Raw genomic sequence first — 12,572 nt, 5'->3', positions numbered from 1 at the left:
GCTGGGGGCGAGAATCGACGACTCATGCGTCAGTTATTGACGTCCAGAGCTCAATCACTGGTCGGTGATTGGGACGACGTATGCTTTTCCACTGTATGGATCGAGAATGTAGGCTATGGGTTTCTCTGGATCAACGGTCATGCATCCCGCCGCGATGGGTGGGGACAATGCAATCGTGTGCGAGACTACGTTGCTCGAGATGTCCAGAGTCTTCAAGCTGCTGCTATTTGAGGTTGTCACGTACGCGTTTTCGTTATTCATTGATGTCGCGATGCAGAATGGTCTTTGTCCTACGTCTATAGAGGACCGCAGTCGAGAGGAGGCTGTGTCAATGATCGATATCGTGTTGGTGTTCGAGTCGGTTACGAATAAGAGGCCTTCGTCGTGCGACAGGGATAATTGTGAAGGAGACGCTCCGACTCGCACTGTACTGAGCGTCGATCCCGAACGTGCATCGAGAATTGATACTGATCCCTCATCTCTGTTTGTAGTGAAAAGCTTGCCTCCGGCACGCGAAGCCGCGATCGAAGACGGTTTATTGGCGACGTTGAGGGTTGTTGTCACGATGCCCGATTCGGTATCGATCACAGACACGGTCGAACTGCGGTGGTTGGCCACGTACGCGGTCCTTCCATCGGTGTCGATTGCGATATCTGTAGGCTCTCTTCCTACCGCTATCGATGTTTCGACCTTTCGTGTCCGAGTGTTGATGATGAACACCGATGACGAGTTCTGGTTGACGACAATCAATTTCTGGGTTGTCGCAGCAAGGGCGATACGGCCCGGGCGATCTCTGAGCGAGATTGTTGCTACTGTCCTCGGGATGGCGAAGTCGATTACAGATACTGAGTTGCTCGACGCGTTGGCGACGTAGCCTGTCTGAGTGGAACTGTCGACGGCGATGGCAACAGGCTGGTGGCCGACGTCGGCGACGCCCGAGAAATTTTGTTGCGTGGTGGCGTCTCCAGAAGTTGAGCCGGTCTGAATGAGGTACAGCATGAGCAAGACCGCGGCGGTGATGGCAATAATGGTTGTCGCTGCCGCGACGAGCGGCTTGATTCGAATTCCGGGTGCGGAGACGGTGGGTGATCCCACGTTTTTCCGTGATTCTGAGTGGGGGGTGCCTGGGGTTTCGGACGGGTATGTGACTGCGGTTTTGTGTTCCCCATCTCGGGCCTGTGCGACGTTTCGTGTTTCAGTCAAAGCGGAGCGGAGCGCAGTCGCGAATTCCGTCGCGTTGTCGAACCGCTCGGTTGGATGGATGGCGAGGGCTTTTTTGATGGCGGCATCGACGCCTTTGGAGAGAGATGGATTGGTGTCCGACGGTGCGGGAATCGGTCGGCGGAAGTGTGCAACGGCGATCACGGAGGGGTCGGCGGTGCCGTATGGGTAGTTGCCCGTCAACATGAGAAATGCGCTGGCGCCCAACGAGTATATGTCTGCGCGATTGTCGAGCTGTTTGCCGTCGAGCGCCTCAGGCGCCATGTATGCGACCGAGCCGATTGTCTGGCCGGTTCGTGTGATCTTGCCGGTCTGCTCAGCGATCTTGGCGATGCCGAAGTCCGCGAGTTTGACTGTTTTCGCTGCGGTGCCGGTATTCGCAACTTGCACCATGATATTTGCAGGCTTAACGTCCCTGTGGACCATTCTCTGTGTTGACCAAACATGGTCGAGTGCACTGGCGACGCCATCGATGATGTCCGCCACGAGAGTCGGAGGAAGGGGCCCATAGTGGCTGACCAACTCCATGGCATCGGCACCATCGACGTACTCCATCGACAGCCACCTTCGGCCGTCGGGCGTAACTCCGCTGTCGTAGATCGTGACGATGTTGGGATGTCCGGTGCGGGCAAGAGTAAGCGCTTCGCGAACGAAACGTCTTGCCAGGTCATCGTCGGTGCTACGGAGGACGTCCAGCATCTTCAGTGCGACGAAGCGGCCCAGGGTCAGTTGTTCCGCTAAGAGCACCTCGCCCATACCCCCGGCTCCCAGGGGGCGGATGACATGGAAACCCGGAATCACCTCATGTCGGTCGGTCTCATCGGTCACCTGGGGAGAATACCGCCAACGTGCTTGGGGCTCGCTTGTGGCGACCTTGGCGTGATTGTCGTTCGAACGTCCTTGGTCGGGTGTGAAGTTGAGGTCGGTGGCAGCCGTCTGTCGTCGTCGAGCAAACGCCCGGTCTCCAGTTCAGCGAGCTGATGCGGCTCCAAACGCCTTATCGGGGAAGCCGATTGGACTTTCAGAACGGTTCAGCCCTCCAGTGCCTCCGACAGCTCCAGCCAGCGCAGTTCCTGCTCGGCCAGCTCGTCCTCCAGTGCGGAGATCTTCTTCATCTCCTCCGCGAGGCCCGCGTAGTCGCCCTGATCGTGCTCGGCGAGCGCCAGTTTCGCCTTCTCGACCTGCTCCGTCAGCTTGGTCATCCGGCGCTCGACGGCCGTGACCTCCTTCTGCGCCGCCCGCAGCTCCGCGCCGCTGAGCCCGGACTCGGCCGGGGCGCCGGAATCGGAGGTGGCCGGCACCGTCGAACCCGAACGGCCCGACCCGGAGGCGGACGCCGCGCCGTGCTGGGCGCGCCGCAGCGCGAGGTACTCGTCGACGCCGCCGGGCAGGTGCCGGAGGCGCCGCTCGAGGATGCCGTACTGCTGGTCGGTGACGCGCTCGAGGAAGTACCGGTCGTGCGAGACCACGATCAGGGTGCCCGGCCACGAGTCGAGGAGGTCCTCCATCGCGGCCAGCATGTCGGTGTCCAGGTCGTTGGTCGGCTCGTCGAGGATCAGCACGTTCGGCGAGTCCAGCAGGATGAGCAGCAGCTGCAGCCGGCGCTTCTGCCCGCCGGAGAGGTCCTTGACCGGCGTCGAGAGTTGCGCGCTCGCGAAGCCCAGCCGCTCCAGCAGCTGCGACGGGGTGAGCTCCTGCGCCTTGGACCCGCTGCCCACGGTGAAGCTGGTGGCGAGGTTCGCCAGCACCACCCGCACGGGATCGTCCCAGTGCTGCTCGAGCTCGTCGAGGCGCTGCGTCAGGGTCTGTACCTTGACGGTCTTGCCGCGCTTGACGGTTCCGGTCGTGGGCTGCACGGCGCCGTCGATCAGGCCGAGCAGCGTCGACTTGCCCGCCCCGTTGACGCCGAGGATCCCCGTGCGCTCGCCGGGGGCGATGCGCCACTCGATGTCGCTGAGCACCTGCTTGTCGCCGTAGGCCACGCCGACGTCGAGGATGTCGACGACGTCCTTGCCGAGCCGCGAGACCGCGAGCGACTGCAGTTCGGTCTTGTTGCGGATCTCCGGGACGTCCGAGATGAGGGCGTTCGCCGCGTCGATCCGGAACTTGGGCTTGCTGGTGCGGGCGGGGGCGCCGCGGCGCAGCCAGGCCAGCTCCTTGCGCGCGAGGTTCTGCCGCTTCTGCTCGATGGACGCCGCCTGCCGGTCGCGCTCCACGCGCTGCAGGATGTACGCGGCGTAGCCGCCTTCGAAGGGCTCGACGATGCGGTCGTGCACCTCCCACGTGGCGGTGCAGACCTCGTCGAGGATCCACCGGTCGTGGGTCACCATGAGCAGGCCGCCCTGGTTCGCGGGCCAGCGGGTCTTGAGGTGGCCGGCGAGCCACTCGATGGCCTCGACGTCCAGGTGGTTCGTCGGCTCGTCGAGGATGAGCACGTCGTGCTCGCCCGCGAGGAGCTGCGCCAGCTGCACGCGCCGCCGCTGCCCACCGGAGAGCTCGCCCAGGCGCGCGTCCCACGGCAGGTCGGTGAGCAGGCCGGCGAGGATGTCGCGCACCTTCGGGTCGCCCGCCCAGACGTGCTCGGGGGTGTCGCCGACGACGGCGTGGCCGACGGTGTCCTCGTCGTCGAAGAGGTCGGTCTGGGTGAGCACGCCCACCCGGACGCCGCCCCGTCGGGTCACGCGGCCGGAGTCGGGCTCGCGGGTGCCGGCGAGCATGCCGAGCAGGCTCGACTTGCCGTCGCCGTTGCGGCCGACGATGCCGATCCGGTCGCCCTCGTTGACGCCGAGGGACACCGAATCGAAGACCGTCTTGGTCGGGTACTCGAGGTGCAGCGCATCCGCGCCGAGAAGATTCGCCATCGCGCGTCCAGGTTACGCGGGCACCTGCCATACTGATTTAGTTGGATATGCGACTAATCGCGAGGAGTGGGCTGTGAGCGACGCCGAGATCGTCACCACCGTGGCCGGGGGCACCGGCCACATCGAGCTGAACCGTCCGAAGGCGCTCAACGCGCTCACCATGGACATGGTGCACGCGATCGACGCGGCGCTGCAGGCGTGGGAGTCCGACGACGCCGTGACCCGCGTGCTCCTCACCTCCGCGTCGCCCAAGGCGTACTGCGCGGGCGGCGACATCCGCGCCATCCGCGACCAGGTGGTGGCGGGGGAGGACTTCACCCCGTTCTTCCGCGACGAGTACGACATGAACCTGCGGCTCGCGGAGTTCCCCAAGCCCGTGATCGCCCTCATCGACGGCGTGAACATGGGCGGCGGCGTGGGCGTCTCGATCCACGGCTCGCACCGCGTCGTCTCGGAGAAGGCGCTCATCGCCATGCCCGAGGTCGCGATCGGCTTCCTCCCCGACGTGGGCGCCACGCACATCCTCGGCCGCCTCCCGAAGGGCTTCGGCGAGCTCATGGGCATGACCGCCGCCCGGATCGGCGCCGGCGACGCGCTCGCCGTCGGGCTCGCGACGCACTTCGTGCCCTCGTCGGCCATGCCCGACGTCAAGGCCGCCCTCCTCGCCGGGGAGGAGCTCGACGGTGTCCTCGCCCGCTTCGGCGACACCGCCCCCGCGTCGACGCTGCCGCTCGACGAGATCGCCGACGTCTTCGGCCGCGACTCGGTGACCGAGATCCTCGCGGGCCTCGCCACGACGTCCGGCGCGTGGGCCGATACGGCCCGCGAGCAGCTGTCCACGGCCTGCCCCACCTCGGTCTTCGTCACCTTCGACTTGATTCAGGAGTCGCGCAACCGCACCCTGGCCCAGTGTCTCGCCGAGGAGGCCGTCGTGGGCGCCCGCCTGGTCCGCCGCCCCGACTTCGTCGAGGGCATCCGCGCTGTGCTCATCGACAAGACCCGCGACCCGAAGTTCTCGCCGGCGTCGGTCGGCGACGTCGAGGAGCGCGAGATCGAGGCGATCATCGGCGGCTGATCCGCTCGGCTCTGCTCGCTGCACGTCCCGCTAGGGAGGCGCAGGGGTCAGCCGCGGCCGGCCGCGGTCGCGAGGAAGTCGCGCAGCGCGATGCTGTCGCGCAGGTAGCGCTCGTACGGGAAGTCCTGTGCGGTGAGGGCCTTTTCGAGCTGGGCCGCGTAGTCGGTGCTCGACGCGTGGAACTGCTCCGCGCCCTTCTCGGTCAGGCGCACCAGGCGCCGGCGGGCGTGCTCGGGATCGGGTTCGACGGTGACCAGACCCTCCGGCACGAGGGCGGTCAGCATGCGGCTGACGGCCGCGTCGGAGACGAGCATCGCCCGCGCGAGTTCGTGCTGCGTGGCGGGCTGCACCTCCTCGAGGGTGCCGAGGAGCCGCATCCTGCTGTAGCTCAGCGCGCCGGGGGCTCCGTGTTCGCGCGTCACGACGCCGAGCAGCATCGTGATGTGGTTGAGCACGTCGCCCAGGCCCTCGTCGGATTCGCCCATGCCTCCAGGATACAGGAGTCTTGACCCGTTAATATTAACGTGTTAAGACTGAGTTGTGAACGCAACGACGCAGTACCTCATCCACACGTCCACCCCGCTGATCTTCCCGGTCGTCGCGGCGATCTGGGCCGCCGTCCGCTCCGCCCGCCGGCCCGGCGAGCGCCTCGAGATCTGGCAGCGGGCGATGCTCGTCGCCGCCGGCCTGGGCGCGGCGTGGGTGGGTGTCTTCTTCCTCCTCGCCCCGGACACGATGGCGAACGAGATCGGTTTCCCCGCCGGGAATCCCTTCCAGTTCGAGATCGCCTTCACCAATCTCGGCTTCGCGGCGATGGCCTTCGTGCTGGTGGTCCGGCATCAGGGGTTCCGGCTCGCCTACGGCGTCGGCTACGCGATCTTCCTGTGGGGCGCGGCTTTCGGGCATCTCGACCAGTGGTTCGCGCACGGCGATCACCAGCCCGGCAACACTGGCGGCATCCTCCTCGTCGACATCCTCGTCCCGGCAGCGATCATCGCCCTGGCGATCGCGGACCGTCGACGTACGCGGTCGCACGGTTCGCCCGACGCCGTCGCAGCGGCGGCCTGAATGCAGGCCAGTCACACTCGACTGGATATGTACTCCGATGCCAGTTGCTCACGAGGATGGGTCGCATGATCGTTTCGTGGACCGCGGTGGCGGGGATGGTGGTGACGGCGTTGGCGATGGTGCTCACGCCCGGGCCGAACATGATCTACCTCGTCTCCCGCAGCATCGGCCAGGGTCGCGCGGCCGGACTGATCTCGCTGGCCGGCACCGGCGCGGGCTTCCTCGTCTACCTCACCCTCGCGAACGTGGGGCTCGCCGTCGTCTTCGTGGCGGTGCCGTGGCTGTTCATGGGCTTCAAGGCCGCCGGCGCGCTGTACCTGGGTTACCTCGCGTGGCAGGCGCTGCGTCCGGGCGGCCGCGGGCTGTTCGAGACCACCGACCTGCCGCGCGATTCGAGCGCGAAGCTCTTCCGGATGGGGCTCCTCACCAACCTGCTCAACCCCAAGGCGGCGATCATGTACCTCGCTCTGATCCCGCAGTTCGTCGCCCCCTCCCGCGGGCACGTCGCCGCGCAGGGCTTCCTTCTCGGCGGCATCCAGATCACGGTGTCGATGCTGGTCAACGCCGCGATCGTGATCGCCGCGGGTGCGGTGGCGGCGCTCATCGCACGGCGTCCGTCGTGGGCGGCGTGGCAGCGCCGGATCACGGGCACGCTGCTCGGCGCCGTCGCGCTGCTCCTCGCCCGCGAGGTCCCGCAGCGCGCCCGGGTGTGAGAGTCGGCGTCAGCCCACCTGGTACGTGCCCGTGGCGCTCGCGACCAACACGTCGCCGGTCTGCGAGTACATGTCGCACCGCACGTGGCTGGTCTTCCGACCAGTGGACAGGCGGTGCGCCCGCACCCGGAGGCCGTCCTCGATCAGCGGGGCGATGAAGTTCAGCGACAGCGACGCGGTGACGCCGCGCAGCTTGTCCGGCACCGGGCGGCCCGCCCACGCCGCGACCATCACGCCGATGTCCGCGGCCGCCGCGATGAGGCCGCCGTGCATCATCGTGCCGACCGTCGTGAGGTCGGGCCGGTAGGGCACCAGGAGGGTGGCGGCGCCGTCGGAGATCTCCTCCAGCTGCACCCCGAGCAGCGCGACGAAGGGCGACGCGGGCACGAACTGCCGCATGATCTCGGAGCCGTCGGCGGCGCCGGCGTCGAGCTGATCGGGCGAGATGGTCATCGAAGTTCTCCTAGTAGGACTATGAAAACGAAGGATGGCTAGGATAGTGCCATGGAATCACTCCTGGCGGAACCCTCCGACAAGCGCCGCCGCCGCACCCGCGCTGCGCTGCTGGACGCCGCGCACGCGCTGTACGCCCGGCCGCAGGGGTATCGCGGCACCTCCGTCGACGAGCTCGCCGGCGCTGCGGACGTCGCGCTGACCAGCATCTACTCGAACTTCCCTGGCGGGAAGGCGGACCTGTACGCAGTGCTCGCCTGCCGGGTCGGCAGCGAGCACGTCGCGGCGATGGAGGCCGCGGTCGCGGGAAGCACGGGGGAGGAGGCCGCGCGCCGGGCCTTCGACGAGTACCTCGACTTCCATCGTCGCGAGCCGATCGCCTTCCGGCTGCTGGGGCTCACCGACGTGCACGGTGAGGACTCGGAGACGGTGCGCGCCGCCCGGGCGGAGGTGCGCGGCTACCTCGCGCAGGCGCTCGACGTGGTGATCGACGCTGTCGGTGACCCCGCCGACACGGCCCGGAGTGAGGTCATCCAGTGCTGGGCCGGGATCAACGGGCTACTCGCCCTCGCCGCGCGGGGACTCATCGACGCCGCCGAGGCCGACCGGCTCATCGGCGAGGTCCGCGACCGCTGCGCCACGAACCTGGCGTCTCCGCGCTGACCGGGGCGCGCGGCACGCACGACGTTGTGAAGGAATCGCGACGGTCCGACCGTCGGTTCCGTGACATCCGTCCGTTTGTGTCGGATTCGTGAAAGCTGTATTCAGCCAGTCGGTTTCGTGAATTCCATCGGTACGGTCGAAGTATGAACGAGAAACGGAATCCCGCAGTCCCGCCCCTCGCACGACGGCTCGCCGCCGGACTGATCGCCGCCGGAGCCGGCGCCGCCCTCCTCGCGGCCGGGCCGGCCGCCGCACAGCCCAGAGACCACGTGGTGAGCCCGTCGGCGGTGGCGCCCGGCGGCGCGCCCGGCGGCGGCGCCAATCACGCGAACGTGCCGCCGGGGTCCGCGTTGTGGCCCGGAAACATGAATCCGGACGCGGATTCGGGATCGGCCCGCGATGCGGGGCCGAGCTCCGCGACGCCCATCGACCCGGGAGATCACCCGCGCGACGCACCGGGCGCCGACAGCCCCCGGTCCTGACGGGGCGGCGGGAATCAGTCGGCCGCGGCGACCAGCGGCTCGAGCGAGAGGGAAGGGTGCTCCTTCTCGATGTACTGCAGCCTCCACTTGTCCGAGAACAGGGCGAGCAGCGCGCCGTCGTTGCGCTCGAAGACCTCGACGCCGCGCTGCCGGTTGAGCTCGTCGGCGCTCGCGGAATCGGTGCGGCGCGCCACCGAGTAGCCCAGATGCTCGACCTGCACGTCGACGTTGAACTCCGTCTTCATGCGCGCGACCACGACCTCGAACTGCATGGGGCCGACCGCTGCCATGACGGGCGAGGCGTCGCCGCGGACGTCGTTGCGCAGCAACTGGACCACGCCCTCGGTGCCGAGCTGCTCGATGCCCTTGCGGAACTGCTTGTACTTGCCCGCGGAGTCGGCGCGGACCACCGCGAAGTGCTCCGGCGCGAACGAGGGGATCGGCGGGAACTGGACCTTGGCACCGTCGTACAGGGTGTCGCCCGGGGCGAGCGCGTTGGCGTTGACCAGGCCCACGACGTCGCCGGGGTAGGCGGTCTCGACGGTCTCGCGGTCGCGGCCGACCACCGTCATCGCGTACTTGGTGGCGAAGGGCTTGCCGGTCTGCGCGTGCTGCACGACCATGCCGCGCTCGAACTCACCGGAGACGATCCGCATGAACGCCAGGCGATCCCGGTGCGCGGCATCCATACCCGCCTGCACCTTGAAGACCACCGCGCTGAAGGGATCGGTCACTTCGCGCTCGGACTCGTCGATCGCGGTGCGCGAATGCGGCGCGGGCGCCAGCTCGACGAGGGCCTCCAGCAGCTGCCGCACACCGAAATTGAGGATCGCCGAGGTGAAGATCACCGGCGAGGTCTGGCCCGCCAGGAACATCTCCTGATCGTGACTCTGCCCCATCTCCGTCATGAGCTCGGTCTCCTCGACCGCCTCGGCCCACACGTCACCCTCGCGGTCGAGCGCGGCGTCGGTCGAAAGGTGCTCCTCCGGAGCGATCTTCGCGCCGCCCGCCGTGCGGGTGAAGTGCACGTACTCGTCCTTGCGGACGTCGCGCAGGCCGCGGAAGTCGCCCGCGATGCCGACGGGCCAGAACAGGGGAGTGGGGGTCAGGCCGATGCGCTCGGAGATCTCGTCGAGCAGCTCCAGCGGCGTGCGGCCCGGCCGGTCCCACTTGTTGATGACGGTGATGACGGGGATCCCGCGGTGGCGGCACACCTGGAAGAGCTTGAGCGTCTGCGGCTCCAGGCCCTTCGCGGCGTCGATGAGCATGACCGCCGCGTCGACGGCCGTCAGCACGCGGTAGGTGTCCTCGGAGAAGTCGGCGTGGCCCGGGGTGTCCACCAGGTTGATCACGGACGGCTCGGCGTCCGCGTCCGCACCCGCGGAGGTGTAGTTGAACTGCAGCGCCGTCGAGCTGACGGAGATGCCGCGCGCCTTCTCCATCTCCATCCAGTCGGAGACCGTCGACTTGCGGCCGGCCTTGCCGTGGATCGCGCCGGCCTCGTTGATCACCCGGGCGTGCAGCGCCAGGGCCTCCGTCATCGTGGACTTACCCGCGTCCGGGTGGCTGATGATGGCGAAGGTACGGCGGCGGGAGACCTCGTCGGCAATGGAACTCACGGGGAGCCAGTCTACCTGTTCGCGCAGGTAGATCGTGTCGCGGTCAGGCGGGGCGCGAAAGGGTGTAGACCACGTGGTCCGGCGGGTCGACGGGGTTGTCGGGCGGGATGTCGACGTGTCCGGCGAGGGCGAAGCCGGCGCGCTCCAATGCGCGCCAGGAACGGCGGTTGCCCGCCGCGACGGCGACCACGATCCGCTCGCCGCCGAGCTCGGTGAAGATCACCTCGCACATCGCGGCGATCATGGCAGTGCCGAGGCCCTGCCCGGTCGCCGACGGCGAGCCGATCAGATAGTCGACGCCCCAGTCCGCGGGACCGAGATCGACCAGCGATCCCACAGCCGCGGTCTCCGGCTCGTCGGCGTAGTCGATCCACCGCTGCCGCTGGATCAGGCCGAACGCCACCCCCGTCTCGTCGAGGGCGAGGAAATCGAGCGAGGGCTCGGCACCGTGGACCGACGGCCCGAAGTCGCGCTCGATCGCCTCGGGGGAGGTCTCGTGGTTCCACCACCGTCGGTTGTGCGGCTCGCCGAGCCACGACGCGAGGAGGGGGAAGTCCTCGCGCGTGACCCGCCGGAAGGCGATCACCAGGTGTGCACCGTGTTCTGGGCGGGCTCGAGGCCGTCGCGGATCAGCAGCTCGACGGCGTCCGCGGCGTTGGCGATCAGCAGCGGCACCTCGGGCTTCTCCGTCTTGGCGAAGGGCTTGAGCACGTAGTCGGCCGGGTCCTGCCGGCCGGGCGGCCGGCCGATCCCGGCCCGGACGCGCAGGTAGTCGCGCGTACCGAGGTGCTGCGTGAGGGACTTGAGCCCGTTGTGGCCGCCCTCGCCGCCGCCGCGCTTGAGCCGGACGAGACCGAAGTCGATGTCCAGCTCGTCGTGCACGGCGATCACGTCGGTGGGCTGCACCGAGTAGAACCGCGCGAGCGCGCCCACGGGCTCGCCCGAGAGGTTCATGAAGGACTGCGGCTTCGCCAGGTACACCTGGCGGCCGACGAGCCGCGCGCCCGCGACCTCCGCCCCCGACTTCTTGTGCCGGGAGAAGGAGGTGCGGGCGCGCGATGCGAGCTCGTCGACCACGTCGAAGCCGATGTTGTGCCGGGTTCCGGCGTACTTCTCGCCGGGGTTACCCAGCCCCACGACGATGAGTGGCCGGTCGGTCATTTCGGTTACTCGGCAGCCTCGTCGGTGGCCTCGGCCTCGTCCTCGTCGGTCTGGGCCGCGGCGATCTCGGTGATGTTGATGACCAGCGCGTCGGCGTCGGTGACGATGGTGGCGCCGGCGGGGACCTCGAGCTGGCCGACGGTGATCTGCGTGCCGGCCTCGAGGTTGTGGACGTTGAACGTGATGTTCTCGGGGATGTTCAGCGCGTCGGCCTCGATCTCGACCTCGTTGAGGTCCTGCGCGACCTGGGTGCCGCCGGCGGGCTCGCCCTCGACGACCACGGGCACGGAGACGGTGACCTTCTCGCCCTTCTTGATGACGAGGAGGTCGGTGTGCTCGATGTAGTTGCGCAGCGGGTGCACGACGACCTGCTTGGTCAGCGCCAGCTGCTCCTTGCCGTCGATGTCCAGGTTCAGCACGGCGTTGGTGCCGTCCTTACGCAGGATGGTGGCGAAGTCACGGGCGACGACGGTGAAGTGCTGCGGCTCGGTGCCGTGGCCGTAGAGCACGACGGGCACGAGGCCGTCGCGGCGGGCGCGACGCGCGGCGCCCTTGCCGAACTCGGTGCGGACGGTGGCGACGAGCTTGTTGGTCTCGGACATGAGACTCCTTCGGTGCGGTGATGCGGCCCCGGCGTCCGAGGCGGCCCGCACTGCGCCCTGCGGATCCGCGGGAGAAGTGCCGTTCGCGTCGATCACGGCGGCCGGGGCCGCCCTCGCCGAGAAGGTCGCCGCACAGTCTACCGAACCCCCGCTCAGGAGCGAAATCGAAGCTTCGCCATTCCGTCATGTCCAGTTCGCGCGGCGTCCACGCCACATCGGCACCATCGATAACGTGAACAACTCCCCGCTGTGGTCGCCGCAGGACGTCGCGGAGCGCTTCGTCGACGCCCTGGGCAGCGGCGACTACGACATCGCCGAGAGGTTGCTCGCGAAGCACGTCGTCTACCGGCGCACCGGCGGCCGGCCCCTGCGCGGCCGGGCCGCGATCGCGCGCCATTTCCGCTGGCACGCGCGCACGCGCGTCGCGATGCAGGCGGTCCTGCTAGCGTCCGAGCAGTCCGGCTGCGCCGCGGCCGTCACCGAGCGCGTCACGGCCCTCGTGTACGGGCCGCTGCGGGTCCAGTTCCAGGTCCGGGGCACCTTCGAGGTCGACGGTGGTCGCATCGTCGCCTGGCGCGACGAGGCCGACGTGCGTGCGGTCGCCCGCGCCGGCGCGCGCGCCGTCGCCGGCGTCTTCTACGCGCCCGCCCGGCC

General features: G+C 68.2%; 14 protein-coding genes. 6 read left to right on the top strand and 8 right to left on the bottom strand.

Going from position 1 to position 12,572, the window contains the following annotated elements; translation table 11 throughout:
- Positions 1-54 precede the first annotated feature (54 nt).
- Positions 55-2,049, bottom strand: a complete 1,995-nt coding sequence (locus tag ACM9LD_RS09990) for a serine/threonine-protein kinase (protein WP_415676518.1) — start codon at positions 2,047-2,049, stop codon at positions 55-57.
- A gap of 203 nt (positions 2,050-2,252) precedes the next feature.
- Positions 2,253-4,082, bottom strand: a complete 1,830-nt coding sequence (locus tag ACM9LD_RS09985) for an ABC-F family ATP-binding cassette domain-containing protein (protein WP_415676517.1) — start codon at positions 4,080-4,082, stop codon at positions 2,253-2,255.
- A gap of 73 nt (positions 4,083-4,155) precedes the next feature.
- Between ACM9LD_RS09985 and ACM9LD_RS09980 the strand changes: the two genes are divergently transcribed.
- Positions 4,156-5,157 carry an enoyl-CoA hydratase/isomerase family protein gene (locus ACM9LD_RS09980; protein ID WP_415676516.1) on the top strand — a complete coding sequence of 334 codons (1,002 nt, stop codon included), beginning with the start codon at positions 4,156-4,158 and terminating at the stop codon, positions 5,155-5,157.
- 47 nt (positions 5,158-5,204) lie between these two features.
- Here the strand turns inward: ACM9LD_RS09980 and ACM9LD_RS09975 are convergent, their stop codons facing one another.
- Positions 5,205-5,642 carry a MarR family winged helix-turn-helix transcriptional regulator gene (locus tag ACM9LD_RS09975; protein ID WP_415676515.1) on the bottom strand — a complete coding sequence of 146 codons (438 nt, stop codon included), beginning with the start codon at positions 5,640-5,642 and terminating at the stop codon, positions 5,205-5,207.
- Positions 5,643-5,697: 55 nt separating this feature from the next.
- On the opposite strand from ACM9LD_RS09975, the gene ACM9LD_RS09970 reads away from it, so the two are divergent.
- Positions 5,698-6,225, top strand: a complete 528-nt coding sequence (locus ACM9LD_RS09970; protein WP_415676514.1) for a DUF6790 family protein — start codon at positions 5,698-5,700, stop codon at positions 6,223-6,225.
- A gap of 68 nt (positions 6,226-6,293) precedes the next feature.
- Complete coding sequence (locus tag ACM9LD_RS09965; RefSeq protein ID WP_415676718.1) at positions 6,294-6,938, top strand: LysE family translocator; 645 nt, start codon at positions 6,294-6,296, stop codon at positions 6,936-6,938.
- Positions 6,939-6,947: 9 nt separating this feature from the next.
- Here ACM9LD_RS09965 and ACM9LD_RS09960 read toward each other — a convergent pair whose 3' ends face one another.
- Positions 6,948-7,391 (bottom strand): PaaI family thioesterase, encoded by a 444-nt coding sequence (locus ACM9LD_RS09960; RefSeq protein ID WP_415676513.1) that lies wholly within the window; start codon positions 7,389-7,391, stop codon positions 6,948-6,950.
- 51 nt (positions 7,392-7,442) lie between these two features.
- Here ACM9LD_RS09960 and ACM9LD_RS09955 point away from each other — a divergent pair, with 51 nt between their 5' ends.
- On the top strand, positions 7,443-8,054 hold the full coding sequence (locus ACM9LD_RS09955) for a TetR/AcrR family transcriptional regulator (protein WP_415676512.1): 612 nt from the start codon (positions 7,443-7,445) through the stop codon (positions 8,052-8,054).
- Between the two features lie 143 nt (positions 8,055-8,197).
- Positions 8,198-8,536, top strand: coding sequence for a hypothetical protein (locus ACM9LD_RS09950; protein ID WP_415676511.1), 339 nt, complete (start codon positions 8,198-8,200; stop codon positions 8,534-8,536).
- A gap of 14 nt (positions 8,537-8,550) precedes the next feature.
- Here the strand turns inward: ACM9LD_RS09950 and ACM9LD_RS09945 are convergent, their stop codons facing one another.
- From ACM9LD_RS09945 to ACM9LD_RS09930, 4 genes are read right to left on the bottom strand one after another with little or no spacing between them, the layout of a single operon-like run.
- The gene (locus ACM9LD_RS09945) at positions 8,551-10,155 is read right to left on the bottom strand and encodes a peptide chain release factor 3 (protein WP_415676510.1); all 1,605 of its coding nucleotides are present in this window, start codon (positions 10,153-10,155) and stop codon (positions 8,551-8,553) included.
- Positions 10,156-10,198: 43 nt separating this feature from the next.
- Entirely contained in the window at positions 10,199-10,741 is a 543-nt protein-coding gene (locus ACM9LD_RS09940) for a GNAT family N-acetyltransferase (protein ID WP_415676509.1), read from the bottom strand.
- Positions 10,738-11,316, bottom strand: a complete 579-nt coding sequence (gene pth / locus ACM9LD_RS09935; RefSeq protein ID WP_415676508.1) for an aminoacyl-tRNA hydrolase — start codon at positions 11,314-11,316, stop codon at positions 10,738-10,740. Before pth ends, ACM9LD_RS09940 begins: the two co-directional genes overlap by 4 nt.
- A 5-nt stretch (positions 11,317-11,321) precedes the next feature.
- Positions 11,322-11,918, bottom strand: a complete 597-nt coding sequence (locus ACM9LD_RS09930) for a 50S ribosomal protein L25/general stress protein Ctc (RefSeq protein ID WP_415676507.1) — start codon at positions 11,916-11,918, stop codon at positions 11,322-11,324.
- A 232-nt stretch (positions 11,919-12,150) separates the two neighbouring features.
- Between ACM9LD_RS09930 and ACM9LD_RS09925 the strand changes: the two genes are divergently transcribed.
- Positions 12,151-12,572, top strand: a 422-nt coding sequence (locus ACM9LD_RS09925; RefSeq protein ID WP_415676506.1) for a limonene-1,2-epoxide hydrolase family protein, incomplete at its 3' end; no start/stop codon positions are given.

The organism is Tsukamurella hominis, from assembly GCF_965137015.1.
Classification (GTDB): Bacteria; Actinomycetota; Actinomycetes; order Mycobacteriales; family Mycobacteriaceae; genus Tsukamurella; species Tsukamurella hominis.
The sequence above is the reverse complement of the archived record's forward strand: the minus strand, read 5'-3'. Positions and strand labels throughout refer to the sequence as shown.